Raw genomic sequence first — 23,681 nt, 5'->3', positions numbered from 1 at the left:
GAAGACTACGACTTACAGAGGAAGATCGATTTGATTAATTCTCCTTTGTGGAATAATCTAAAGTAAGTATAGGTTATTAACAGCAAGATATCTGGAGGGTGCATACAATATGGAGAAAATACTACTGAACATTAGAACGAACACCAAGCTAATTTCCATTGTGCAGACCATTGTTGTTATCTTTGTCATATTATACGTACTGATGTTTCTTTCTGGTGGATTATTCACAACCTTTTTTATTATGCTCATTGCTTGTTTTGTTAGTGTAATTGCTGCTTTACTCATGCTAATTCGAAAAAGCTTCTTATGGGCAATTGTTGATCTTGCTGCTGCGGGCAGTATGTTCATTTATTTTATCTATAATGCTTAACTGTTATTAATCCTTGCAAGAAGCGGGTTTATGGCTGTAGCATAAGTTCCTTAACCTGGAGGACTTATTTCTCTCTTTTTTGCAAGCTTTTAAATAATTTATTTTTTTCATATAATAGTAGATATTAAATTTATAAATAATTGTAATACACTCGGATAAGGGTATAATTGAGACAGAAAAGGTGTGACGCCTAAGAAGGAGCGCCCACATCCTTTCTGCAAAATTCAGGGGATAAGGATGGTAATAATGGGCAAAAGTGCAACTGAAACAGACGTCATTTTAATTGGTGCTGGAATCATGAGTGCGACTTTAGGAACACTTTTAAAAGAATTAGTGCCAGATTGGAAGATTAAAGTGTTTGAAAAGCTCGAAAATGCAGGTGAGGAAAGCTCTAATGAATGGAATAATGCAGGAACTGGACATGCGGCGCTCTGCGAGCTTAACTACACTGTCGAAAAACCCGACGGAACTGTAGATATAAGTAAAGCCATCCAAATTAATGAACAGTTTCAACTTTCAATGCAATTTTGGTCTTATTTGGTAAATCGTAAGTTGATACATAATCCTCAGGATTTTATCATGCCCTTGCCCCATATGAGTTTGGTACTAGGGGAGAAGAATGTAGCTTTTTTGAAGAGAAGATTTGAAGCGCTGTCAAAAAATCCTTTGTTTCAAGGAATGGAATTTTCCGATGACTCTAGCAAATTAATGGAATGGATACCGCTTATTATACAAAATCGTCCATCGAATGAACCTATAGCAGCAACAAAAATAGACTCTGGCACAGATGTTAACTTTGGTGCTTTAACGCGTATATTATTTGATCACTTAAAGAGTAAAAATGTAGATCTCCATTATAAACATAGTGTGGATGGAATCAAACGTACAAGCGATGGGTCATGGGACTTGAGAGTGAAGAACGATAGCGGTACTATTGAACATCATACTGCAAAATTTGTCTTTGTTGGTGGCGGGGGAGGAAGCTTGCATATCCTGCAAAAATCAGGTATTCCTGAAGGGAAGCATATTGGTGGATTCCCGGTAAGTGGAATATTTATGGTGTGTAATAAACCGGAAGTTATAGCTCAGCATCATGCAAAAGTATACGGTAAAGCTAAGGTTGGAGCACCTCCAATGTCTGTTCCGCATCTGGACACTAGATTTATTGACAACAAAAAATCGTTGCTATTTGGACCGTTTGCTGGTTTCTCACCAAAATTTTTAAAAACCGGTTCAATGTTTGATTTGATCACTTCCGTAAAACCGGATAATCTCCTAACGATGTTGTCTGCAGGTGCAAAGAACATGTCTTTGACCAAATACCTAATCGAGCAAGTGTTGTTATCGAAAGAAAAACGCATGGAGGAATTACGAGAGTTTATCCCGAATGCCAAAATAGAGGATTGGGATCTAGTCGTAGCAGGCCAACGCGTACAGGTAATCAAAGATACAGAGGAAGGCAAAGGTATCCTTCAATTCGGTACAGAGGTAATTAGCGCCGCAGATGGTTCGATTGCAGCATTGCTTGGGGCTTCCCCAGGTGCTTCTACGGCTGTTCACGTGATGCTTGAAGTACTTAATAAATGTTTCCCTCAGCATATAAAAGAGTGGGAACCGAAAATTAAAGAAATGATTCCTTCTTATGGCTTGTCACTACTGGAAAATCCAGAGCTTTTGCATGAAGTTCACACATTAACGGCAACTACATTGGGTCTAGGTGGAAAAGAGCGAGTGCATAGTTAAGCAATGATCAATCGCTCAAAAGTATGATAATTGACAGAAATTTTCTTCAAAAAAGCCTATGGATTTCATTCATAGGTTTTTTGTTGAGTCCTCAAAGAACTGTTGGAGAATAACGAATACTATATCATCGTTGCGAACTTCAAGGCTTTTCTACGAGAGAAGGATGTAATTGATGTTCAGACCTATGAGGAGTTCTTAAATAGTGATTACTAGCTTGTCCTTTTAGTCGTCGATAGTGAATATGCTACAGTTTATTGTAAAGACCAAGGAAAGCTTGAAGCGCTTTGCCATAACGCAATTTCAAATGAGAATGACTTCAAAACAAGATTATCAGTATGGTAGAAGGAAAACGCGAGGTTGATTTGACGAACAAATCATTCGTTTGTTACAATGACCCCATCAATTAGGAAAAGGATGAGGACGATGGTTCGTCGTTTGAAACGGTTTAAGAATGTCGCTACTGTATCAAGCTTCTAAGTATAAATGCTATATATTACTTAGAAGCGAGGGGAAAGAATGAAACAACAGTTGTTTAACCACTGGTCAGAAACGAAGTATTTAAAGGATATTGTCACCAACCCAATGATTGAGGTAGGGGATTACTCGTACTACTCTGGTTATTACGATAGTCATCATTTTGAAGATGGGTGCGTCAGATATCTTTGGGGAGACGAACCGTCAAGAAAGTTATTTAACCCGATCGAAGATTTTGGGTGGCATTTAGATAAATTGATTATAGGAAATTATGTTTGTATTGCAAGTGGTGTAATTATTTTAATGGGTGGAAATCACAATCATCATCCTGAATGGATTACCGTGTATCCATTTGTGGACCAGATTGAAACCTCTTATGAACCTAAAGGTGATACGATCATAGAAAGTGATGCTTGGATTGGGATGAATGCAATGATTATGCCAGGTGTGAAAATAGGTGAAGGTGCTATTGTTGCAGCAGGCTCGGTTGTTGTAAAAGACGTTCCACCCTATACAATAGTAGGTGGCAATCCTGCTAAAGAGATTAGAAAACGATTTACAGATCGTGAAATCGAAAAGTTAAAGGAAATGCGTTGGTTTGATTGGAAACGTGAGAAAATTGAACAAGCTACGCCTATCTTTTCAAGTTCATCGATTGATCAATTATATGAGTTTTATCTAAGGGAAATAAAATCATAACACAATCACAACAGGCTGCCGCAAATATTCGGCAGCCTGTTCTTTTAACAGATTAATCCTAATTAGTATGATAATATGAATGGGCTCATCTAATCTCTTGGGAGGAAAGTGTGCTAGATATATGAAATATATTGAATTTGGTCTAGGCAATACATGGTTTATTAGAACCGAAACGGAGTTAGAGGATGGAAGTGAATTTGAAGAAAAAGGAATTGTGAAACCGGTAAGGTTCTATTCTCTATATATCAGGATTTGGATTGGTAAAACTGTAGTAATCCTAGACTTAAAGCAAGGTTTTAAAAAAAGTAAGAAAAGTTATAACGCGTTTAAGATTATTTTTGGTATAACAAGTCTCTAGAATGGAGGAGCATACATATAACGACAAGATGGAGGAAACTATGGATAAAATATTAAATGAAATAGCCAATTTGATAAGCAGTAAGGAAAAAAGAATTACTATTGGGATTTCGGGACATGGTGCATCTGGAAAGACAACATTTGCCCATAATCTTTTAAAGCTTCTGGGTCATAAGAAAGTGAATTATATGAATACTGATCCCTATATTATCGGCTCTCATCTTAGAAAGTACACTGTAATCGATTATGAATATAACAATGAACGTCATCGTAATAAAATGACAGCTTGTCATCCTTCTGCTCATAATATATCTGCTCTAGAGAGAGACATCCGAATGATGCGAGATGGTTTAGACTTTTATACAATAGACACCAATTATTTAAAGAGTACAATGATAGCTTCACAAAACAGAGTGAATAGGGTAGAGGGCATGAGCGTTGCTTTTGCAGACCCGAATTTGTTTGATCTGAAGGTGTACTTATATACGGATGGAGACACTGAATTGATGAGAAGGAGTATACGTGATGTCTCTGAAAGAGGAACAGACATCAAATATTTAAGAAAATCTCATGAAGACCGTAGAATTCAATATGAGGTATTTATGCATCCTTTTCATCGAAATTTTGATATCACTATAAAAAATTCCAATGAAGGTTATATTCTTGAAAATGAATTTAGGAGGGAATTATGAATCTTGCAAATAAAGTAACAATCGCCAGAATATTATTAATCCCTATCTTTGTAGTGCTTATCACAAAATATCCTGATTGGCCAGAGGGGATTTATTATGCAGCCATTGTTTTTTTACTCGCTTCTGCCACTGACATACTAGATGGGTATATTGCTAGAAAGTATAATCAGGTTACGAACCTTGGAAAGTTACTTGATCCATTGGCGGATAAGTTACTCATATCTGCTGCGTTGATCTAACTGGTAAGTCAGCAGATGTTATACACATGGGTTGCTTTAGTTATTGTAGCGAGGGAAATTATCACGAATATACCTATCGATCAAATCCTAATCTATATTTCACTAGTCATAACTATCTATTCAGGATTTAACTACATAAGAAATAACTATCGTTTTTTAAAATTAGAAGCATGAGCTCGAAAAAAGGTTGCCGAATAATGCAACCAAATAGATAAGGCGAATTCTCACTCCATTTCGAGTAAGGATTCGCCTTTTTTTACTGCAAATAAACCCATTGCCCTTGCATGTGTATGCCAAGTCTAAGCTCAAATCTGAACTATTGACACAAAAGTGTATTACACGTATAGTACATAAATAAGATGTATGAACCACTTAGTACACACACTTAGTATATGGAGTTGGTTGTATGACAGAAGAAAAAAAATCAGGTGTCAGCTTTAATATTCGAGAACCGGTATATATTCAAGTTGTCCGTTACTTTAAAGAGCAGATTGCTACAGGGCAAATCGGAGCAGGAGACAAGATTCCTTCACGGCGTGAACTGGCATCCGTAATGAAGATTAATGCGAACACGGCACAGAAGGCATATAAGGAAATGGAGGAACAGGGTTTGATCGTAACAGAAGGAAATTCCCCAAGTCGAATTACACAGGATCAGCAAATACTAAGCTCGATTCGTACTGAATTAATCGAAAGTGCAGTGGATATATTCATCGGTTCCATTCGGAATATTCAAATTCCAGTTGAAGAACTGGTAGACATCATAAAGACAAAATATACATCAGAGCGATCTCCAGAGGGTGGTGACACAAGATGATCCAAGTGAATCAGATGGTGAAGAATTATGGATTCAAGAAGGTACTAAATGGCGTTAGCTTCACTGCTGCCAAGGGAGAAATCACCTGCCTGATCGGAATCAATGGTGCTGGAAAGTCAACGGTGCTGAAGTCCATCATGGGACTGACACCGTACCAAGGTGAAGTCTTAATCGATAATGCATCACTAACACCTGCGATGTATGAGAAAATGACTTTTATTCCAGATTCGTTAACGATGCCCTCCAATATGCGAATTGCTGATTGCTTCAGCTTTATGGCTGACTTTTATCGGAATTGGAACGCTGAACGTGCAGAGGAATTGCTTAAGTTCTTCCAACTGAGCTCTAAAGATCGCGTGTCTTCATTGTCGAAGGGGATGGCTGCGAAGTTAAATTTGTTGCTTGGACTTGCCTTGGATTGTGATTACATCCTAATGGACGAACCGTTCTCGGGAATTGATATGTTCAGCCGCGAGCAAATTACTGATGTGTTCACGAGTGAATTGATCGAGGATCGTGGTGTGATTATTACAACTCATGAAATTAACGATATTGAGCATTTAATTGATAAAGTGGTCTTGCTACAGCATGGGAAGGTAGAACGTGAATTCTACTGTGAAGAAGTTCGCGAGCAGGAAGGTAAGTCCATTACGGACGTAATGAGAGAGGTGTACATGAAATGAGAGCTTTTGTGAAGCTATTGAATTTTGAAATGAACCGATTTGCCAAAATATATTTTGGACTCATGGTGCTGACAGTCGCCTTGCAACTTGTAGCAGTCAACCTCGGTGCTAATTATTGGTTGGATTCTGCGAATGAGGCAATGAGAGTGAATCAATGGACCCTTGAGCAATATCACAATGTGACTGGATATATTCAGCTAAACAGTATGATGTATGCTCGCTATAATGGACTTCTATATTTCGGACCCATATTTTTGAGCATCACAGTGTTGCTAATATATAGCTGCTTCATCTGGTATCGTGACTGGAGAGGTAAAAATACGGTAGTATATCGCCTGCTCACGTTGCCATCCAATCGGGCGAATTTGTATTTTGCCAAGCTGGTTACGATCTTGCTATTCGCATTTGGACTTGTCGCCCTGCAAATTATCCTTGTTCCACTAGAGCGTTTGATAGCACAGTCGATTCTTCCTGCTGAATTATATCGGAACATCTCGGTATTTGATTTTTTGAAGTATCCTACTGTGCTTAAAATTCTGGTTCCGCCCTACTTTTCTGAGTTTGTACTATACTATGGACTGAGCATTATTGGCTTGATCGTTTTATTCACAGTGATTCTAATCGAGCGGAGCTACAGACTGAAAGGGATTGGCTTTATCGTACTATATTTAGCGGTTCTGGCTGGACTAGCCTCAATACCATTTCTTATGGGTTATGGCAGTTATGATAGCTACTTCTATCCAGGTGAAATCATAGGGGCTTGTCTCGGATTAATAGTGATCATTGTTGGAGGTTCGCTTTGGTACAGCTTGTATCTATTGCGTAAGAAAATATCGGTATAATTGAAGGGGTATGGAGGTTAAGGAATGAGAAAATATATGGTTACCGCCGTTCTTGTAGTGCTCGCGGTTGTTACAATCGGGACGTATTATGTACAAGCTTCACAAGAGACACCACCTAATTATAAGCTGACGACGGTTCAAGGGGATGCTTCCCTCGTTGAAGGTATAGCTGTATACGGAAATTACATGAGTAAGGATAGTGTTTTTGGTATCAAACGAGCTTATATCACTACAAAAGGTACAGATTATCCAGATGAAAAGTCTGCGACAAGCCAAAGCTTAAATCGAAGACCAATGAAAACGCAAATGGATCAGTGGATTGAAGAGCATCGTCAGTTCATGCGCGGTAAGACAAACACATCTGGTTTCTATGAGAATGAGGAAATGCTTGCTTATGTTAATGCGACAGTAGATACGAAGCGATCAAATGATTCATCAGCGAAGAGAAATGCAAAGCTTAGTATTTCTGTACTCAACAAGCAGAAGAACAATACGCTTGAAATCACATCCAATATCAATGTAGATCATGATATTTCAGATATGTACGTACAAAATGTACAGCTTATTGATCAGCAGCTTGTTGCTATGGTGTTTATGAATCACAGTGCGAAAGGTTATGTATCTGAACCGCAAATTATCCGTGTTAATCTAACCACAAAAGAGATTCAGAATGAGCCGCTCGCGTTACCAGGCGTTAAATCTGTAGCAGCAGATGGGGATACTCAATACGCATGGCTAGCCAATCAAAATCTGGAACACACGGATCAATGGGTTTTAAGGATTAGCAGAAATAATCATAGAAAAGCATATCAAGTGGATGTCAAGACAGGGCAAATCTCGCCGCTCACGTTCCAAGGGCATGAAATGTTATTGAATAATATTATGAATGCCTATGGACAGAAGATTTATTTCCTGCAAAAAGCTGTATCGAGTAAGGAAAATATAGGATTCACTGTTATTTCTTACGATATCTTTAGTAAAGAATATGAGACTACTCTGAAGAATACAAATATAGATTTGAGTGAGAACATTACCTATGCTTTTAAACAAGACCATCTCTATATTATGGGTTATAAGAATTTCAAAGGTAATCGTCTATATGTTTTCAATTTGACAAGCGGTAACCTTGAGTACGAAGGGAAAGTAATATCAACAGAGGCCGCAAATCAGGCTGAAGATGAAGCTAACATGGATTTGAATTTTATCGATCTCGGTCAGTTCTAGAATTATTTTTAGAATAGAAAATTAGATATAAAGAGACATAAAGAGATATAAAAAGGTGACAAAGGCCGGGCTAATGACTTTTAATAGTCAATTAGCTCGGCCTTTTAGTCGTGAAATATATAACAGTCATTAAACACTATTTTTCGATTAAAATATATTGTAAAACGATAAACTATATGTTAGATTCAATTTTGAAAATAACTTTGTGAGGTGTGTTTTATGAAACTTGGATCAACGCTTTTTTTAAGGATAGCTGTTGTTCTTATTGGACTTCCAGTTCTTGCCTTGTGTATAATTTTTGTACCTGCGATTTCGAATTATGCAGCAGAATTATACCCTGATCAAACCTATATTAAATATCTCTTGTACATTGATTTGTATGCATCGGCGATACCTTTTTACTTTGCATTGTATCAAGCGATCAAACTGTTAGGATATATTGACAACAACAACGCTTTCTCAGAATTATCTGTAAAGGTATTAAAAAATATCAGGAACTGTGCAATTGCAATCAGTGGAATTTATGTAGTGGGATTGCCACTTTTCTATCTCGTCGCGGGGAGAGATGATGCCCCAGGGTTCATTGTCATTGGGGTGGTTGTGATTTTTGCTTCCATAGTGATTGCAGTGTTTGCTGCGGTGCTCCAAAAGCTTTTGAAGGAAGCTATTGATATAAAATCAGAAAATGACTTAACGGTCTGAGGAGAAAACAATGGCGATTATTATTAATATTGACGTGATGCTGGCTAAAAGAAAAATGAGCGTGACCGAGCTTTCGGAGCGGGTTGGAATAACAATGGCTAACCTGTCTATATTGAAAAATGGAAAGGCGAAAGCGGTTCGATTATCAACATTAGAGGCGATCTGCAAAGCTTTAGATTGTCAGCCTGGCGATATTTTAGAATACAAAAGTGACGAGCCGACTAAAGAAATAAATGAATAGTAGAGGCAGGGCTCTTTTCTCAATCTTTATGAGAAGGGGGCCTTTTTGATGTGCATTAATTGGAGGCGGGAAATAATAGGGGTTATATTAATGATAAAAAATAATTGTAATACAATCAAAATATATTGAATAACGATAAATTATGTGATAAATTGAATCCAGATTATTAACTTTGTGAGGTGCAGTTTATGAAACGAGAAACACTCTTTTTAAAGATAGTTGTAATTCTTATTGGACTTCCTGTTCTTGCTTTGTGTATTTTTTGGTTACCTACGATACCTAACAAGGCAGCTGGAGATTATCCGGTGTATTTGGTTTATCCCGTTCTTATAGGGGTGTATGTAACGGTGATAGCCTATTTCATAGCTTTATATCAGGCGTTAAGACTTCTAAGCTACATTGACAAGAACAAAGCGTTCTCAGAACTATCCATTAAGGCTTTAAAAAATATAATTTACTGTGCAATCATCATCAGTATCTTATATGCGGCGGGTATGCCACTTATTTACGAAATGGCACAGGAAGCCGATGCACCAGGTCTAATCGTACTCGGACTTGTCATGACTTGTGCTCCAATTGTGATTGCGGTCTTTGCTGCTGTTCTTCAAAAGCTCTTGAAAAATGCCATAGAAATAAAATCGGAAAATGACTTAACCGTCTGAGGTGAAAATAATGGCGATAATAGTGAATATTGACGTGATGTTAGCTAAAAGAAAAATGAGCGTTACAGAGCTTACAGAAAGGGTTGGAATAACAATGGCCAATCTTTCTATATTGAAAAATGGAAGAGCAAAAGCGATTCGACTATCAACATTTGATGCGATATGTAAAGCTTTAGAATGTCAGCCAGGAGATATTTTAGAATACCGAAAAGAGTAGCATGAGCTGGAAAGGAGAGTGCATCATTGAAATCAACAACGCAGCTTCTGCATTTCGGCTATCATCAGGCGATGAGTTGCATATTTCCTATTGCGATCTTTGGGACTTTAGCTCTCTCTAACGTAATAGATCTACCTTACATTTACCGATACGATGCCATTCTTATTATATTGCTTACCGTTCAATATCTTATGTTCCGTACTGGATTAGAGACGCTTGATGAAATTAAAGTCATCTGTGTATTTCACATTATTGGTTTGCTGCTGGAAATTTATAAGATAAGAATGGGGTCATGGTCATACCCTGAACCCGGGCTAACCAAGGTGTTTGGAGTGCCACTGTATAGCGGGTTTATGTACGCGAGCGTCGCGAGCTATATGTGTCAAATTTGGCGTAGACTGAAAATGGATATGACGGGCTGGCCGGGACTTGCTGCTGCTGGATCGCTCGGAGCAGCTATCTATCTGAACTTTTTCACGCATCACTTCATTCCTGATTTTCGCTGGTGGCTAAAGGGGCTTGTACTCATTGTTTTTTGGAAAACATGGATCATTTATCGGGTACGAAACACTACTTATCGGATGCCCTTGACACTGGCTTTTTTCTTAGTAGGTTTTTTTATCTGGTTAGCTGAGAATATCGCTACATTCTTTAATGCTTGGAAATATCCTGATCAGAATCAGGTATGGCATGTGGTTAGCGTCAGTAAGATCAGTTCATGGTTCCTTCTGGTCATTATTAGTGTCATTATAGTTGCTCAGCTTAAACATGTTAAAGCTAACCGTAACGCGAAAGAGTAGAGTATGGTCTTCAAAGCAAATAGTAGTACATGGAGTAAGAACAAATTAGTGATGAGGGGGAGATGAGATGGAATATACAGATTTAAAAGAATTGCAGGATGTGTTTTTCTTTGGTCTAATAGAGCCGGAGGTAAATCAACTAAGGTTATCTTTTTGTAAAAGCAAAGCTAGTGATATAGCTGAGCCTCTTATGGATGGTGAGAAAAAATCTCCCATAATACAAGTTGATTTTCACTCCTATATTGCATATTCGATTAGAAATGAATTCTTTACTTCTGGGGATGATTACGAGGAATTTGACGGAAAAATATTTAGGATTTATAAGAAATCTAGGTATCTTGATTTTATTTCTAATGGAATATTCGCATCAAAGGATTTTCCAAAACCATATAAGCACTATGGGATCTGTTGTATTGACCATGTCGTTGATATTATTTCAACATCGGAACCAGTTGTAAGGGGAATTATATAGATCTGAATTTCTTTCCAGAGTATAGAAGATAGCAGCTGATTGCACATGCTTGTCTTTTTTAACGATTAGAGTTATTATGGATTTTCAAAGTCGTTAATGGAGGTGCTGAATGAAATATTCCCAAGCGACAGACTATGCGCTTCATGCAATGCTTTATCTGGTGACGGCGGCGTCCGATAAGCCTGTAGGCGTTCAATTACTTGCTGAGAAGCTGGGTGTTTCGCAAACCTATCTGTCCAAAATGATGACCAAGCTAGTCAAGGCTGGATTGATTCAATCTGCACCGGGAGCAAACGGTGGATATCGTCTCAGACGGAAGTCCGAAGAGATCTCTTTTCTGGATATTATCCATGCGATCGAAGGGACTGCATCTTTGTTCGAATGTAGCCTGGATCACGGTAGCGAGTGCCTGATTCAACAGGTTGTGATTGACGCTGAAAGACAGATGGAGCAGTACTTGGAGAACAAGAAAATTGCAGATTTGGCGAAAACAATGAAGACGGAGTAAAGATCCGTTCTTTTTTGAATATAATTAAAGATAATATAAGTCCGTAATGACTTTAATGTAAAGGAGAATGAAATATGACGGAATTCTGGGAATCAAGCTTTATAGAAAAACAAACGATGTGGGGATTTGAACCTACAGACTCTGCGATCGCCACTAAGGACTTTTTCCTTGAGAGGAATGTTAAAGACATATTGGTACCAGGGATTGGATATGGCAGAAATGCAAAGGTTTTTATTGAAAGTGGGATAAATGTAACGGGTATTGAGATTTCTCAAACAGCAATTGATTTGGCGAGGCAAAATGGAATTGATATTAGCATTTTTCATGGTTCAGTGAATGACATGCCTTATGATAATAACCTCTATGAGGGAATATTTTGCCATGGTCTTATTCATTTGTTGAATAAGAGTGAAAGAGAAAAGTTCATTAAAGATTGCTACAACCAGTTAAAGCCAGGTGGTTATATGATTTTTACGACAGTTTCGAAAAAAGCTCCTATGTTTGGAAAGGGCGAACAATTAGACAAAGATTATTTTGAGACGAAGGATGGCGTAAAAATATTTTTTTATGATGCTGAATCCATTACACAAGAGTTTGAAACCTATGGACTAGTTGAGTTCTCTGAAATTGACGAGCCGCACAAGGATATGATCAATAAACCGTCGATAAACTTTTTAATGGTAAAATGTAAGAAAGAACTATAGAAAAATTTCGACATATCGAAGATAATAGTTTTCAAAAGAAGGCAGGTGTTATGTTGATGAGCAATATTATTGATTATTACTCTAGCTTTGACGAGTGGGGCAGGCTGGATAGAGAACCTTTAGAGTTCATTATTAATCTCCATTATATCAAGAAATATATGCCATCAGCTGGGAAGGTGCTGGATAATGGCGCAGGACCCGGTAAATACGCGATGGAACTGGCTAAGCTCGGATATACAGTAACCCTTTCAGATATCACACCTAAATTAGTTGATGTAGCAACGGAAAAGGCAGCTGAACTAGAATTAACTGAGCAATTTGACGGGTTTCATAACTTAAATGCTATTGATTTAGAAGGAATACCTAATGAGAATTATGATGTTTCATTGATGCTCGGTCCTTTGTATCATTTGCAGAAGGAAGAGGAACGAATTTTAGCAGTAAAAGAGTTGCATCGCGTGACCAAGCAAGATGGCTTAGTATTCGTGGCTTTTCAAAGTCGAATGAGAATGACCATTAATTCGTTACAATCCCCGCAGCAATGGAAACCGAACGATAATATGAACACCATCAATGAATTCTATGAGAGCGGAATCTTTAATCACAGTGACAAGGGCCGATTTACAGGTGCGTATTATTTTAGCATTGATGAGATTCAGCCTTTCATGGAAAGGAATGGATTTGAGTCGATAGATTTAATTGGTTCATCAAGTATTGCAGCCATGTTATCTGCAGAGCAGCAACAGTATTGGACACACCAAGAGGGGGAGGAGAGCTTGATTAACTTCCTCATATCCAAAGCAAATGATCCCTCGATCTTGGGCATTTCATCACATTTGTTATTCATCGGTAGAAGAAAATAAAAAAGAGTGCCAGTTTCTTAACTGGCGCTCTGAACTTTATTAATGATGAACTACCTTTACAAATGTAGTGTGTAGCGATTCGCTTTACTCAACGCTCGAATGATTTCGATTTCCTCCGAAGATAGTGGGGCTGATTTAGCAGCCGTTACATTATCCTTCAATTGCTCCATGCTACTTGCACCTGGGATAATAACTGCCACAGATGGATGTCCTAACGGATAATGAAGTGACGTTTGTGTCAGGGGGCGAGAGTGACTCGTTTCCTGCACAAGCTGATCATGCAATTTCAGAAGTTCCTCACTACTGTAATCTAAGTACTTCTTCACTGCCTTGCTGCGGCCATTCTCCGAAAGGATGCCACCCGCCAAAGGTCCCCGGGCAATAAGACTAATCCCATTCTCAGCCAGCAGAGGGAGGATTTCTTCCTCAGGACGTCGATCTAAAATGCTGTATTGGCTCATTACACTGACTATGTTTGATTTTTTTACAAATTCTCTAATGACATTAGGTCGAATAGAAGAGATCCCATAATATCGGATTAGCCCCTCTTGTTTAAGTTCTTCAAAGGCTTCAATAGTCGCATCCATCGGATCATCGATCGTTCCGCCATGCAGCTGATACAGATCGATATAATCCGTTTGGAGGCGTCTTAGGCTGTCTTTGACTGCGGATTTAATATAGGATTTTGATGGATCCCAGCTCCAGCCTTCTTGACCTGGAATTCTGCGGTTACCCACTTTTGTACTCAATATCACCTCACCGCGGCGGTGGCGAATCGCCTTACCAATGATCTCTTCATTACGACCCTCATCATACAGATCGGCTGTATCTAAAAAGTTAATGCCTTGATCGAGCGCTTCATGGACGATGGAAATGGCTTTTGCCTCATCCGTACCTAAGGACATGCATCCGAGTCCTACTTCACTTACATATAAATCGGACTGACCCAAACGATTTTTATTCATAGGTTGTTCCTTTCTAATTCCGTTGTTTGTTATATTATAACGCCTTAAAGCATCGGATTCGAATGTAAATGAATGATTTCCTTTGACATTATAACCTAGAAGCATTATCGTCATAGCATATGTTATTTACTAGATGATGATGGATAGGGAGAGACTTGAACATATGGAACAAGCAATGTTTGCAGGTGGTTGCTTTTGGTGCATGGTTACACCGTTCGAGGAGTTACCGGGTATCCAAGGGATTGTATCGGGATATGCTGGAGGATTAACCGAGAACCCAACTTACGAAGAAGTCAAAACAGGAACAACAGGACATTACGAGGTGGTACAAATTACGTTTGATCCAGCGCTTTTTTCATACGAGAAGCTGCTTGAATTATATTGGCCTCAAATTGATCCCACGGATGATGGTGGACAATTTCAGGATAGAGGAACACAATACCGGACAGCCATCTTTTACTATAACGAAGAACAACGTTTAGCAGCCCTTGCTTCGAAGGAGCAGGTTGCTGTGAGTGGCAGATTCTCAGGACCCGTTGTGACGGAAATCCTTCCAGCGCCAACCTTTTATCGTGCGGAAGAATATCATCAGGACTATCATCACAAGAATCCCAAGCATTATAAAGAGGATCGTGAGCAATCCGGACGGGATTCCTTTATCGCTAAACACTGGTAATTGCAGAAACGGAATTTCTAAAGTAAAAGAGCATCCTAAGTCGTTCATGGCTTACAGGTGCTCTTTTTGCATCATATACAAATTTTATATATTTAAATTCCACATACTTTCTACACATTTATAGACTAAACTACTCTAAATCAAGCGAGAAAATTAAAATGGAGGGTTTAGGATGAAAAAAATCATACCCATAGTTGCTGTAACCTTGCTTCTAAGTGCAGTGTTAGCTGGCTGTCAATCGAGTAATAATGCCCCATCTGGATCAGATAAACAAGCTTCCATATCGTCAGTGGATCAACCGTGGATCGCAACAAAAAACACAACTCGTATAAACACTTCTGACCCTACTGAGGCAGCAGTTATCGTTTCACAGTCCCTATGGACTGCACAGACGAAGAACAACAGACCTTCAAGTGTAGTATTAACGGATGTAAGCAATTGGCAGATTGCCGCGGTTAGTGCGGATTTGATCCATCATCCGAATAATGGCCCTATTCTTTTCACAACTAAAGAGGGTGTCCCTGAGGCAACGTTAGCAGAGCTTAAGCGATTGAATCCTTTAGGCGCAGAAGGTAATAATGGTGTACAAGTAGTGCTCGTCGGGCCCATGGCTTCCAATGTCGAAGAACAATTAAAGAGACTGGATCTGAAAGTAGACCGAATTGAAGGGGATGAGCCGGCAGCTGTAGCACAAGCCATTGATACTTATTATGCAAAAGCTTCCGGTGAACTTCCAAAGGCAGTCATTGTAGGTTCTATGGATAGTCCTGAGTACACACTGCCTGCAGTGAATTGGATCGCCCATATGCCAGAGCCGCTTCTCTATGTAACAAAAGATGAAATTCCAGACCCTACGGTTAATGCTTTGAAAGCGCGTGGAGGTTCGGCTACGATTTATATCTTAGGACCTGAAAAAGTTGTATCTACAGCAGTAGAAAAGCAATTACAGGAATTCGGCACAGTAACCCGTATAGCTGGAAAAGACATGTATGAGAATGCTATTGCTTTTGCTGCTTTTAAGGACGCCAGCAACGGTTTCGGCTGGGGTATAACAACGCCTGGACATAACTTGTCTTTGTTGACTACCGATTCAACGATGCTGGCGATCGCCGCTGCACCCTTTTCGCATTTAGGGAAACATGCACCGCTTATCTTTACGGAAAAAGACGGGTTGCCAGATTCCGTGATGGAATATATGATGACCCTTCAACCTAAATTTCAAGATTCACCAGCAGAAGGCCCCTATAATCATGCTTGGTTAACTGGGGACATCAACACAATAAAAGAAAGTGCCCAAAGCGAAATCGATGATATGCTGGAAATCTCACCGGCGGCAGGAGGCAATCCACATTCCGCTCACTAGGCCACGAAGAGGGGGAACAACTTGAATAAGCTTCAGGTACTGATCGTTGACGATGAATGGAACATGCGGAATTTAATTCGGATTTATTTAACAAGAGAAGGAATAACGACTAGAGAAGCATCAACGGGGCATGAGGCACTCACTTTGCTGAAACAACAGAACTTTGATCTAATCCTGCTGGATGTGATGATGCCAGATATGGATGGCTGGCAGGTCTGTAAAGCCGTTAGAGAGGTAAGCTCTGTCCCCGTTCTAATGCTAACAGCTCGCTCGGAAACTAAGGACAAGGTTCGTGGTCTCGGCATAGGAGCGGATGATTATCTCACCAAACCGTTCGAGCCAGAGGAATTAGTGGCAAGAATTTATTCTTTGGTACGGCGTTCAATGCTTACATCGACCCAACAACCACAGAAAAAGGTTCTGAGCTACCCTGAGCTAACGATTTACCCGGATGCTCGTGAGGTGCATATTCTGGACACAGCGGTTGAATTTACACTCAAGGAATTTGATCTGCTAACGGCCTTGGCGCAAAATGCGCACCGTGTCTTTACGAGAGAAGAACTAGTGGAGCGTTTATGGGGCAATGATTATGAGGGTGAGAACCGTGTCATCGACACGCATATTAAGAATATCCGCGAGAAATTACATAAGGCTGGTCTCTCTTATAATCCTGTTCAAACGGTATGGGGGTTAGGTTATAAATTTGAGATCCCAGGTAATCATCTATGAAGAATAATATGATCGGACTGAAGCTCGGCTCAGTTATTATGTCTGTCTTTTTAGTTGTTTTGCTTATTCTTGGGATAACGATAGACCGAATGTTTACCAGTTTTTATTACAACGAGATGCAAAAAGAAACTGAGGAGCTAACCTCGCATTTTATCGGAATGGCTGAATCACCGGATAGTTCAAACGAGCAGATGATGAGTACTTTTGCAGAGTTTTCGGACGTGAGTATATTTAATATTTCAAAAGACGGTAGTGTCATTCTCCATTCGGGTGTTCATGACCGCGCAGATCGTTCATTCATAAATGCTTCGGATATTAGTCGGATATTTGCCGGGAAAAGTGTGAATTTTGAGTATACAGATCCTACTGGACACAGATATTTCATCACCGGGAAACCAATTTCAAATGGTCAAACCATCCAGTCTGCACTATATGTAATGTCCTCTACAGAGAACATGAAGCAATCCTTGGCTTCTATCCGAAACCTACTGTTGCTCGCAGGAATTGGAGCCTTTATATTGGCACTAGGGATTACGGGAATCATTAGTTTGTTGTTATCCAGGCCGCTGATCAAGATGCAGAAGGCGACTAGAAAAATTGCTGCCGGTGAATTGGAAACGAGACTTTCCATAAGTAGTAACGATGAAATCGGTTTTTTGGCAGGAGCGATTAACGACCTTGCTATAGATCTGCAAAGATACAGGGATACGCGTCAGGAATTTTTAGCCAACATCTCTCATGAACTGCGGACACCCATCACCTATTTGAAAGGTTATACCAAGGTCGTAAAGGATGGACTTTATGAGACCGAAGGGGAGCGAGATCTGTATTTGGATATTATTCACGAGGAAGCGCATCGGCTTGAGCATCTGGTAGAAGATTTATTTGAACTGGCAAAGATGGAAGAAGGCAAGATCTCACTTACGCTGGACTGGATAGATCTTAAGCACATGGCAGAACAAGCGGTACGCAGAGTGGAATTGAAAGCCAAAGAGAAGGGAATTCCGCTGAAGATTACGTATCATGGAGATTCATTTAGGGTTCGTGGAGATGAAAATCGTATGGAACAGATTATGATGAATCTTCTGGAGAATGCGATCCGTTATACGGATGAAGGTGAGATTGCTGTCCTAGTAGATGAGGATGTCGACGGGGATACCGTTTTATTTATTGTAGAGGATACCGGAATTGGTATTCCTGAGGAAGAACTACCCTATGTCTTTGAACGCTTCTACAGAGTTGAGAAATCAAGATCCAGGCAATATGGTGGTACAGGTCTTGGACTATCCATTGTTAAAAAGCTTGTAGAATTACACGGCGGTAAGATTCGAATTACAAGTCAGCCTGGAGTTGGAACCCGATGCGAGGTGCGGCTGCCTAGATTAACAAAATCCGAAAAGTAAGAGCCAAAAGAGACTTCGCGTATGTACGCGAAGTCTCTTTTTACTTGATGTCAACTAACGCTATTTTGCTGGCTCAAGCTCTTCAAGTGCCCACTCGCAAAATTGTATAGAGCTCTCCATATCGAGCACTCGTTTCCGAATGAGTAAATAGCGTCCAAAAGTCGTTGCTTTTAATTCACGAGTCTCACCTCGTTCATCACGTAAGACTTCGTTAGCTTTCAGCAAGACCTTGTATCGTTCTAGTTCACTTTTACAAAATTCCGCTCGTTTTTGTAGAAGTTCTTTTGCCTCCTCGGGTTTGGAGAGCCATAGACTATACAGCTTAAAATGTAGCTCGTCCCGTAGAACTGGAGGCTCTGCTGGAGTCTCCACCCATCTCCGCAATTGCTCAAGTCCTGCTTCCGTAATGGAATATTCCTTTTTATCCGGCTTATCCGACTGCTCAATGAGCTGATATGAAATATAACCCTGCTGCTCCATGCTCATTAGGAGAGGGTAGATTTGACTATGTCCTGCTCGCCATAACGGTTTGATATTCTGTGTTAATTCATATCCAGACAACGAGTTAGCACTAAGTAAAGTAAGAAGTCCATAAGACAGTGTATTCATTACTCTGAAGCCCTCCAGTTATTATATATCCGTTATTATTGTGATTTTTAGGCATATGTCATCATTGACATATATTCAATATGATTATAACATTATTTAAGTTAAATTATATATGTAAAAGTAGACATATAAAAAAGATAAGGAGGGGTAGCATGGATGTTAAACAAGAAAGTAAAATTCATTTTTGGCCTATAATGATTGCCATATTCTTCGGAAACTTCGTCTCTGTCTTAAGTACAACGACCATCAACATAGCTGTTCCTCTTTTAATGAATCATTTCCATTCGAACCTGAACACTATGCAATGGATGGTTACAGGTTTTATGCTAGCAACGGGAGTAACTGCACCACTTGCCGGATATCTGGGAGGTAGATTTAGCTATAAGCGACTGTATCTATTCGCTTTGATGGGATTCACCATGTTCTCCTTACTCTGTGCAATAGCTTGGAATCCAACCTCTCTGATTGTATTTCGAATGCTTCAGGGATCTTGCAGCGGGCTGATTATGGCCTGTACGATGACGATTATATTCCAAGTGATTCCAGCTGAACGCAGACCTTTCGCCGTGAGCCTATGGTCGCTATCCGCGATGGTAGCCCCAGCCATAGGTCCGACATTTAGCGGATGGTTACTTCAGTATGCTAGCTGGCACTGGTTATTTTTAATTAACATTCCCATTGGGATCATTGCTGTTATTCTAACCGTAACGTTAATTCCATACTATCGAATGAATGTTCCGAAATCATTTGATATTCCTGGCTTCCTAACTGTTGTACTGGGCAGCTTATCTTTATTAACCGCATTTAGCCAAGGCAATAGCTGGGGATGGGGCTCATGGAAGACCCTATCCTTAATACTTGTGGGGATAGCACTTTTAGTTTTCTTCGTCTTGCACGAGCTAAAGGCGGAAGTACCACTGCTGAATCTGCGTGTCTTTCGAAATCGGCGCTTTACTGCCATGCTTAGTATCTATAGTTTGGTGACGATAGCAATGTATGCTGGAACTTACTTAACTCCATTGTTCTTACAAACGGTAGAAGGAGCAACAACACTTAAAACGGGGCTTATCTTATTGCCATCTTCGATTCTTCTGGCTTTACTTAGTCCAATCGTGGGTAAGATGTATCCAAAGTTTGGGCCTGTGAAGTTAATTTCTGCTGGTATTTTATTTATTTTCATCGGTTTATTCATGATGAGTCGGCTGCATACAAATGTTTCTTACAGCTTCATTATGTGGGCAATGGTTGTTCGAAATTTAGGTATTGGATTAGCTAACGTTCCGAGTAGCACAGCGTCTATGGAGGAAATTCCAGTCGAATGGTCAGGTCATGCTACATCGATCAACAACTGGGTTCGGAATGTGTTAAGCTCGCTGGGGATTGCGGTGTTCACTTCTATTTTGTCCACAAGATCCTTACTGCACTCTAAAGAATTGATCAGTTCAGGTGCAGGTAATGCAGATTCGATAAGATTATTATCGTTCACTATGGGTGTGAATGATGTATTCGTAGTCGGCTCTATCATCGTGTTGTTTGGATTACCACTTATGTTCTTATTGCGCAAGAAGCGTAGTATGATTTCTGTTCAAAGTGCGGGATAACCTTCGCATCATATTAGAAAAGCAGACCAAGGGCTTGGCCTTGATCTGCTTTTTTTATATGTTAAGTTAGTGCATCATGCCGCTCATTCCACCCATGCTGCCCACAATTTCCGGATTGATCATCCCGAATATCATCGCGATATGTGCTACAACTAAGAATCCACTGATGAGTATAAAATGAAGCTCCATTTTCTGTTCATCTGTTCGTTTGCGGGCGATCAGACCAAGATCTAACAAAGCTAGCGGCAATAAGAAGAGCACTCCACTCAAATAGAAGCCTACGGCTACCACGTCAACCCATGTATGCCACTCACCATTCACTGACAAAGGGATGAATGCTGTAGGGAACAAGTAGAGAAATACCCCTGTGAAGTACAATCCTGCTAGAATGCTACAGATTTTGTTGAAGGTACGTAGCGAGCCTTTTAGATTCTTGGTGAATAAAATAATAAACTCTGTAACGGTGATCGTCTCAGCAAAAATCACGGGGATTGCCATGAATAAAATCAAGTTCCAAGGCTGATTATCCGCTAGCAATGACATATAATGCGTCATGTTCATAAAATACTCCTCCGTTATATAAAAAATAACTTTCGTACTGATCGTATTCGAGAAGTATGTGGAAAGTATGTAGAAACGAAGGTATTATAAATACATCCATTAATATCAATTGAGGGGAGCAAGACAGCAGTGGGAAGAGGACTACAAAGTATTTTATTTGATTTGGATGGTACATTAACGGACCCTAAAGAAGGGATTACAAAAAGCGTCGAATACGCATTGAACAAATTTGATATTCACATCGAGCATTTGGATATGCTTCTTCCTTATATAGGCCCACCTCTTTACGATTCATTTGTTGAACTTCATCAGTTCTCAGAGGAACAAGCGCGTCAAGCGGTTATCTTCTACCGTGAGCGTTACAGCACCGTTGGACTGTATGAGAATATGGTGATTGATGGTATACCGCAATTGCTGGAAGACCTCAAGAATAAAGGATTTTCATTGTATGTAGCTACCTCCAAGCCTACTGTTTTTGCAGAACAAATTCTTGAGAATTACAAACTAGATCATTATTTTGAACATATCGGTGGTAGTAATCTAGATGGCACCCGTTCTAAAAAGAAAGATGTGATACAGTACGTCCTCGATCAGAATACTATTCATCCAGAAGAAGCTGTGATGATTGGAGACCGTGAGCATGATATCATCGGAGCTATAGGTTGTGGAGTGGAATCTATCGGTGTGACGTTTGGTTACGGGCCTAAAGAAGAACTAGAGCATGCCGGGGCAGATCATATCGCTTATCAAGTAGAAGAAATTGCGGATATCATCCAACATATATCATTAAGAGAGCGGTGTGCGAAATGAGCCAACCTCATCAATCAATCTTGGAAGGCGCAACAATTAAGCTGGTTCCTATGGACGAAAGCCATGTTGAAGGTTTAGCAAGAGTATTAAGAAATCCAAACATCTGGGAATTTACTTGGCGAAAAATAACGTCGGACGAGCAGGTACAGGATTTAATCACAACCGCATTCGCAAATCAAAACAATGAATCGCAAATTCCCTTCGTCATCATTGAAAAAGCTACTGGACAAATCGTCGGTACCACTCGAATCATGCATCCGGATTTGGTTCATCGCAATGCTGAAATCGGATGTACGTGGATCTCACCTGAATATTGGAGAACGAGTGTGAACACCGAGGCTAAGTCATTACTACTTCACTATTGTTTTGAAGAGCTAAAGCTGATTCGTGTAGAGTTTACAGTGGTGAAGACTAACTTGAGGTCACAAAGAGCGGTAGAACGATTAGGGGCTGTAAAAGAAGGGATTCTACGCCAGCATAGAATTAGATCTGATGGTTCGATTCATGATAATGTTGTCTTTAGTATTTTGGATAACGAATGGCCATCGGTAAAAGAGAATCTGCACTATTTATTAAATGAGAAGTACTCATAATTGTATAAAAGAAGCCAAGAGTCCCTCTCTTATGGAGAAGGACTCTTGCTCTATAGATCAGCCACTTGGCTGTTTATGGTTATTGTTTAGGACTTACAAGAATTTTCACTTGATTTTTTTCCTTCAAAAGCGCCTCGAACCCATGTTCAATCACTTCGTTCAATTTGATTCTTTTAGTTACCAATTTGTCCGCAGGGAAGTAACCTTGTTCCATGAGACTAATTACTGCTGGGAATACATCACGGTATCCGATGATACCCGTTAAATTACGTTCTTTAAGTACGATGTTGTTTGGAGTAATCGTAGCATCTTTTTCAAAAATACTAACGATCATGATTTGACCACTTAATTTAGTGGAATTGATAGCTTGTGTTAGAACGGGAGGGACACCTGTGACTTCAAAAGCGACATCCACGCCGCCATCGGTACGTTTTTGAATTTCTTCAACCACATCATATTGTTTAGGATCGATTACAATACCACCAAGTTCCTCAGCTTTGCTCTTACGTTCTTCTGAGAGTTCAACAACATAAATTTCAGCTGCACCGGAAGCTTTCAAAGCTTCAATCACAAGCAAACCGATAGGGCCAGCGCCAAATACTACAGCTTTATCTCCGACCTTCAATTGACTGGAACGAACAGCATGCAAAGCAACTGCAGAAGGTTCAACTAGAGCGCCTTGCTCATAGGACAAGCTGTCAGGAATTTTGTGCACCATATGTTGGTCTGCTGCAACGTATTCTGAGAATCCGCCGCCGCCTCCAGCCAAACCTAGGAAGCCCATTTTTTCACAAAGATTGTATTTGCCTTGTCGACAAGCTACACATTCACCACATGCAAAAACTGGTTCAACGACAACTCGATCACCAACATTAAACTTGCTAACGCCTTGACCTACTTCAACGATTTGTCCAGAGAATTCATGTCCCATTACGACTGGCGCTTTTTCACCAGTAAGGGGATGATCTGTACCTTGGGGAATGAAAATAGGACCGGCTACATATTCGTGAAGATCGCTGCCACAAATCCCGCACCATTCTATTTTGATTTTCACTTTTCCTT

General features: G+C 39.8%; 29 protein-coding genes and 2 pseudogenes. 27 read left to right on the top strand and 4 right to left on the bottom strand.

All coding sequences use genetic code 11. The features are described 5' to 3' along the window. Positions 1–109: 109 nt before the first annotated feature. From ACWNM1_RS26105 to ACWNM1_RS26010, 20 genes and pseudogenes are all read left to right on the top strand, one after another. Positions 110–370 (top strand): hypothetical protein, encoded by a 261-nt coding sequence (locus ACWNM1_RS26105; protein ID WP_449603231.1) that lies wholly within the window; start codon positions 110–112, stop codon positions 368–370. 246 nt (positions 371–616) lie between these two features. Beyond that, a complete protein-coding gene (locus ACWNM1_RS26100; RefSeq protein ID WP_449603230.1) occupies positions 617–2,113 on the top strand; it encodes a malate:quinone oxidoreductase in 1,497 nt (498 codons plus the stop codon). Between the two features lie 102 nt (positions 2,114–2,215). Further along, positions 2,216–2,455: pseudogene (locus ACWNM1_RS26095) on the top strand (DUF2691 family protein). A 174-nt stretch (positions 2,456–2,629) separates the two neighbouring features. Next, positions 2,630–3,286, top strand: coding sequence for a CatB-related O-acetyltransferase (locus ACWNM1_RS26090; RefSeq protein ID WP_149644407.1), 657 nt, complete (start codon positions 2,630–2,632; stop codon positions 3,284–3,286). Positions 3,287–3,407: 121 nt separating this feature from the next. Beyond that, entirely contained in the window at positions 3,408–3,644 is a 237-nt protein-coding gene (locus tag ACWNM1_RS26085) for a DUF3977 family protein (protein WP_449603229.1), read from the top strand. A gap of 40 nt (positions 3,645–3,684) precedes the next feature. Continuing rightward, positions 3,685–4,335 carry a uridine kinase family protein gene (locus tag ACWNM1_RS26080; protein WP_449603228.1) on the top strand — a complete coding sequence of 217 codons (651 nt, stop codon included), beginning with the start codon at positions 3,685–3,687 and terminating at the stop codon, positions 4,333–4,335. Continuing rightward, a pseudogene (gene pgsA / locus ACWNM1_RS26075) lies at positions 4,332–4,748 on the top strand (CDP-diacylglycerol--glycerol-3-phosphate 3-phosphatidyltransferase). The gene ACWNM1_RS26080 and the pseudogene pgsA overlap by 4 nt, the downstream one beginning before the upstream one ends. A gap of 232 nt (positions 4,749–4,980) precedes the next feature. Next, entirely contained in the window at positions 4,981–5,391 is a 411-nt protein-coding gene (locus ACWNM1_RS26070) for a GntR family transcriptional regulator (protein ID WP_449603227.1), read from the top strand. Beyond that, positions 5,388–6,074: an ATP-binding cassette domain-containing protein gene (locus tag ACWNM1_RS26065; protein ID WP_449603226.1), complete on the top strand. Its 687-nt coding sequence runs from the start codon at positions 5,388–5,390 to the stop codon at positions 6,072–6,074. Before ACWNM1_RS26070 ends, ACWNM1_RS26065 begins: the two co-directional genes overlap by 4 nt. Beyond that, positions 6,071–6,916 (top strand): hypothetical protein, encoded by an 846-nt coding sequence (locus ACWNM1_RS26060; RefSeq protein ID WP_449603225.1) that lies wholly within the window; start codon positions 6,071–6,073, stop codon positions 6,914–6,916. Before ACWNM1_RS26065 ends, ACWNM1_RS26060 begins: the two co-directional genes overlap by 4 nt. A 24-nt stretch (positions 6,917–6,940) precedes the next feature. Continuing rightward, positions 6,941–8,140, top strand: coding sequence for a hypothetical protein (locus ACWNM1_RS26055; RefSeq protein WP_449603224.1), 1,200 nt, complete (start codon positions 6,941–6,943; stop codon positions 8,138–8,140). Positions 8,141–8,359: 219 nt separating this feature from the next. Then, complete coding sequence (locus tag ACWNM1_RS26050; RefSeq protein WP_449603223.1) at positions 8,360–8,842, top strand: DUF2975 domain-containing protein; 483 nt, start codon at positions 8,360–8,362, stop codon at positions 8,840–8,842. Positions 8,843–8,852: 10 nt separating this feature from the next. Then, positions 8,853–9,083, top strand: a complete 231-nt coding sequence (locus tag ACWNM1_RS26045; protein ID WP_449603222.1) for a helix-turn-helix domain-containing protein — start codon at positions 8,853–8,855, stop codon at positions 9,081–9,083. Between the two features lie 188 nt (positions 9,084–9,271). Further along, entirely contained in the window at positions 9,272–9,745 is a 474-nt protein-coding gene (locus tag ACWNM1_RS26040; RefSeq protein ID WP_449603221.1) for a DUF2975 domain-containing protein, read from the top strand. Between the two features lie 10 nt (positions 9,746–9,755). Further along, complete coding sequence (locus ACWNM1_RS26035; RefSeq protein ID WP_449603220.1) at positions 9,756–9,962, top strand: helix-turn-helix domain-containing protein; 207 nt, start codon at positions 9,756–9,758, stop codon at positions 9,960–9,962. A 26-nt stretch (positions 9,963–9,988) separates the two neighbouring features. Next, positions 9,989–10,762, top strand: a complete 774-nt coding sequence (locus ACWNM1_RS26030; protein WP_449603219.1) for a DUF817 domain-containing protein — start codon at positions 9,989–9,991, stop codon at positions 10,760–10,762. A 67-nt stretch (positions 10,763–10,829) separates the two neighbouring features. After that, entirely contained in the window at positions 10,830–11,234 is a 405-nt protein-coding gene (locus ACWNM1_RS26025) for a hypothetical protein (RefSeq protein WP_449603218.1), read from the top strand. 109 nt (positions 11,235–11,343) lie between these two features. Next, entirely contained in the window at positions 11,344–11,742 is a 399-nt protein-coding gene (locus ACWNM1_RS26020) for an RrF2 family transcriptional regulator (RefSeq protein ID WP_042127470.1), read from the top strand. Positions 11,743–11,816: 74 nt separating this feature from the next. Next, on the top strand, positions 11,817–12,446 hold the full coding sequence (locus tag ACWNM1_RS26015; protein ID WP_449603217.1) for a class I SAM-dependent methyltransferase: 630 nt from the start codon (positions 11,817–11,819) through the stop codon (positions 12,444–12,446). Positions 12,447–12,502: 56 nt separating this feature from the next. Next, the gene (locus tag ACWNM1_RS26010; protein ID WP_449603238.1) at positions 12,503–13,309 is read left to right on the top strand and encodes a class I SAM-dependent methyltransferase; all 807 of its coding nucleotides are present in this window, start codon (positions 12,503–12,505) and stop codon (positions 13,307–13,309) included. Between the two features lie 56 nt (positions 13,310–13,365). Here the strand turns inward: ACWNM1_RS26010 and ACWNM1_RS26005 are convergent, their stop codons facing one another. After that, positions 13,366–14,274 carry an aldo/keto reductase gene (locus ACWNM1_RS26005; RefSeq protein WP_449603216.1) on the bottom strand — a complete coding sequence of 303 codons (909 nt, stop codon included), beginning with the start codon at positions 14,272–14,274 and terminating at the stop codon, positions 13,366–13,368. A gap of 163 nt (positions 14,275–14,437) precedes the next feature. Here ACWNM1_RS26005 and msrA point away from each other — a divergent pair, with 163 nt between their 5' ends. The 4 genes from msrA (at position 14,438) to ACWNM1_RS25985 (ending at position 18,445) form a co-directional block, all read left to right on the top strand. Beyond that, entirely contained in the window at positions 14,438–14,950 is a 513-nt protein-coding gene (gene msrA, locus ACWNM1_RS26000) for a peptide-methionine (S)-S-oxide reductase MsrA (RefSeq protein ID WP_042187942.1), read from the top strand. Between the two features lie 172 nt (positions 14,951–15,122). Continuing rightward, complete coding sequence (locus tag ACWNM1_RS25995; protein WP_449603215.1) at positions 15,123–16,313, top strand: cell wall-binding repeat-containing protein; 1,191 nt, start codon at positions 15,123–15,125, stop codon at positions 16,311–16,313. A gap of 21 nt (positions 16,314–16,334) precedes the next feature. After that, complete coding sequence (locus tag ACWNM1_RS25990; protein WP_449603214.1) at positions 16,335–17,042, top strand: response regulator transcription factor; 708 nt, start codon at positions 16,335–16,337, stop codon at positions 17,040–17,042. Beyond that, positions 17,039–18,445: a sensor histidine kinase gene (locus ACWNM1_RS25985; protein ID WP_449603213.1), complete on the top strand. Its 1,407-nt coding sequence runs from the start codon at positions 17,039–17,041 to the stop codon at positions 18,443–18,445. The genes ACWNM1_RS25990 and ACWNM1_RS25985 overlap by 4 nt, the downstream gene beginning before the upstream one ends. A 60-nt stretch (positions 18,446–18,505) precedes the next feature. On the opposite strand, the gene ACWNM1_RS25980 is transcribed toward ACWNM1_RS25985, so the two are convergent. Beyond that, positions 18,506–19,054 carry a PadR family transcriptional regulator gene (locus ACWNM1_RS25980; protein ID WP_076298957.1) on the bottom strand — a complete coding sequence of 183 codons (549 nt, stop codon included), beginning with the start codon at positions 19,052–19,054 and terminating at the stop codon, positions 18,506–18,508. A 152-nt stretch (positions 19,055–19,206) separates the two neighbouring features. Between ACWNM1_RS25980 and ACWNM1_RS25975 the strand changes: the two genes are divergently transcribed. Further along, positions 19,207–20,655: a DHA2 family efflux MFS transporter permease subunit gene (locus ACWNM1_RS25975; protein ID WP_449603212.1), complete on the top strand. Its 1,449-nt coding sequence runs from the start codon at positions 19,207–19,209 to the stop codon at positions 20,653–20,655. A 66-nt stretch (positions 20,656–20,721) separates the two neighbouring features. Here ACWNM1_RS25975 and ACWNM1_RS25970 read toward each other — a convergent pair whose 3' ends face one another. Next, positions 20,722–21,216 carry a DUF6803 family protein gene (locus ACWNM1_RS25970; RefSeq protein ID WP_449603211.1) on the bottom strand — a complete coding sequence of 165 codons (495 nt, stop codon included), beginning with the start codon at positions 21,214–21,216 and terminating at the stop codon, positions 20,722–20,724. Positions 21,217–21,345: 129 nt separating this feature from the next. On the opposite strand from ACWNM1_RS25970, the gene ACWNM1_RS25965 reads away from it, so the two are divergent. Next, complete coding sequence (locus tag ACWNM1_RS25965; protein ID WP_449603210.1) at positions 21,346–22,026, top strand: HAD family hydrolase; 681 nt, start codon at positions 21,346–21,348, stop codon at positions 22,024–22,026. Then, on the top strand, positions 22,023–22,619 hold the full coding sequence (locus tag ACWNM1_RS25960; RefSeq protein WP_449603209.1) for a GNAT family N-acetyltransferase: 597 nt from the start codon (positions 22,023–22,025) through the stop codon (positions 22,617–22,619). The genes ACWNM1_RS25965 and ACWNM1_RS25960 overlap by 4 nt, the downstream gene beginning before the upstream one ends. Positions 22,620–22,698: 79 nt before the next feature. Here the strand turns inward: ACWNM1_RS25960 and ACWNM1_RS25955 are convergent. Further along, positions 22,699–23,681: 2,3-butanediol dehydrogenase (locus ACWNM1_RS25955; RefSeq protein WP_449603208.1), on the bottom strand; the 983-nt coding region annotated here is incomplete at its 5' end.

The organism is Paenibacillus sp. Marseille-Q9583 (assembly GCF_976954365.1).
This window is presented reverse-complemented; position numbering and strand designations above follow the sequence as displayed.

Bases quoted from the DNA above. Each gene is read 5' to 3' on its own strand.
- ACWNM1_RS26105 (WP_449603231.1), top strand. From the start codon at position 110: ATGGAGAAAATACTACTGAACATTAGAACGAACACCAAGCTAATTTCC.
- ACWNM1_RS26100 (WP_449603230.1), top strand. From the start codon at position 617: ATGGGCAAAAGTGCAACTGAAACAGACGTCATTTTAATTGGTGCTGGA.
- ACWNM1_RS26090 (WP_149644407.1), top strand. From the start codon at position 2,630: ATGAAACAACAGTTGTTTAACCACTGGTCAGAAACGAAGTATTTAAAG.
- ACWNM1_RS26085 (WP_449603229.1), top strand. From the start codon at position 3,408: ATGAAATATATTGAATTTGGTCTAGGCAATACATGGTTTATTAGAACC.
- ACWNM1_RS26080 (WP_449603228.1), top strand. From the start codon at position 3,685: ATGGATAAAATATTAAATGAAATAGCCAATTTGATAAGCAGTAAGGAA.
- ACWNM1_RS26070 (WP_449603227.1), top strand. From the start codon at position 4,981: ATGACAGAAGAAAAAAAATCAGGTGTCAGCTTTAATATTCGAGAACCG.
- ACWNM1_RS26065 (WP_449603226.1), top strand. From the start codon at position 5,388: ATGATCCAAGTGAATCAGATGGTGAAGAATTATGGATTCAAGAAGGTA.
- ACWNM1_RS26060 (WP_449603225.1), top strand. From the start codon at position 6,071: ATGAGAGCTTTTGTGAAGCTATTGAATTTTGAAATGAACCGATTTGCC.
- ACWNM1_RS26055 (WP_449603224.1), top strand. From the start codon at position 6,941: ATGAGAAAATATATGGTTACCGCCGTTCTTGTAGTGCTCGCGGTTGTT.
- ACWNM1_RS26050 (WP_449603223.1), top strand. From the start codon at position 8,360: ATGAAACTTGGATCAACGCTTTTTTTAAGGATAGCTGTTGTTCTTATT.
- ACWNM1_RS26045 (WP_449603222.1), top strand. From the start codon at position 8,853: ATGGCGATTATTATTAATATTGACGTGATGCTGGCTAAAAGAAAAATG.
- ACWNM1_RS26040 (WP_449603221.1), top strand. From the start codon at position 9,272: ATGAAACGAGAAACACTCTTTTTAAAGATAGTTGTAATTCTTATTGGA.
- ACWNM1_RS26035 (WP_449603220.1), top strand. From the start codon at position 9,756: ATGGCGATAATAGTGAATATTGACGTGATGTTAGCTAAAAGAAAAATG.
- ACWNM1_RS26025 (WP_449603218.1), top strand. From the start codon at position 10,830: ATGGAATATACAGATTTAAAAGAATTGCAGGATGTGTTTTTCTTTGGT.
- ACWNM1_RS26020 (WP_042127470.1), top strand. From the start codon at position 11,344: ATGAAATATTCCCAAGCGACAGACTATGCGCTTCATGCAATGCTTTAT.
- ACWNM1_RS26015 (WP_449603217.1), top strand. From the start codon at position 11,817: ATGACGGAATTCTGGGAATCAAGCTTTATAGAAAAACAAACGATGTGG.
- ACWNM1_RS26010 (WP_449603238.1), top strand. From the start codon at position 12,503: ATGAGCAATATTATTGATTATTACTCTAGCTTTGACGAGTGGGGCAGG.
- ACWNM1_RS26005 (WP_449603216.1), bottom strand. From the start codon at position 14,274: ATGAATAAAAATCGTTTGGGTCAGTCCGATTTATATGTAAGTGAAGTA.
- msrA (WP_042187942.1), top strand. From the start codon at position 14,438: ATGGAACAAGCAATGTTTGCAGGTGGTTGCTTTTGGTGCATGGTTACA.
- ACWNM1_RS25995 (WP_449603215.1), top strand. From the start codon at position 15,123: ATGAAAAAAATCATACCCATAGTTGCTGTAACCTTGCTTCTAAGTGCA.
- ACWNM1_RS25985 (WP_449603213.1), top strand. From the start codon at position 17,039: ATGAAGAATAATATGATCGGACTGAAGCTCGGCTCAGTTATTATGTCT.
- ACWNM1_RS25980 (WP_076298957.1), bottom strand. From the start codon at position 19,054: ATGAATACACTGTCTTATGGACTTCTTACTTTACTTAGTGCTAACTCG.
- ACWNM1_RS25975 (WP_449603212.1), top strand. From the start codon at position 19,207: ATGGATGTTAAACAAGAAAGTAAAATTCATTTTTGGCCTATAATGATT.
- ACWNM1_RS25970 (WP_449603211.1), bottom strand. From the start codon at position 21,216: ATGAACATGACGCATTATATGTCATTGCTAGCGGATAATCAGCCTTGG.
- ACWNM1_RS25960 (WP_449603209.1), top strand. From the start codon at position 22,023: ATGAGCCAACCTCATCAATCAATCTTGGAAGGCGCAACAATTAAGCTG.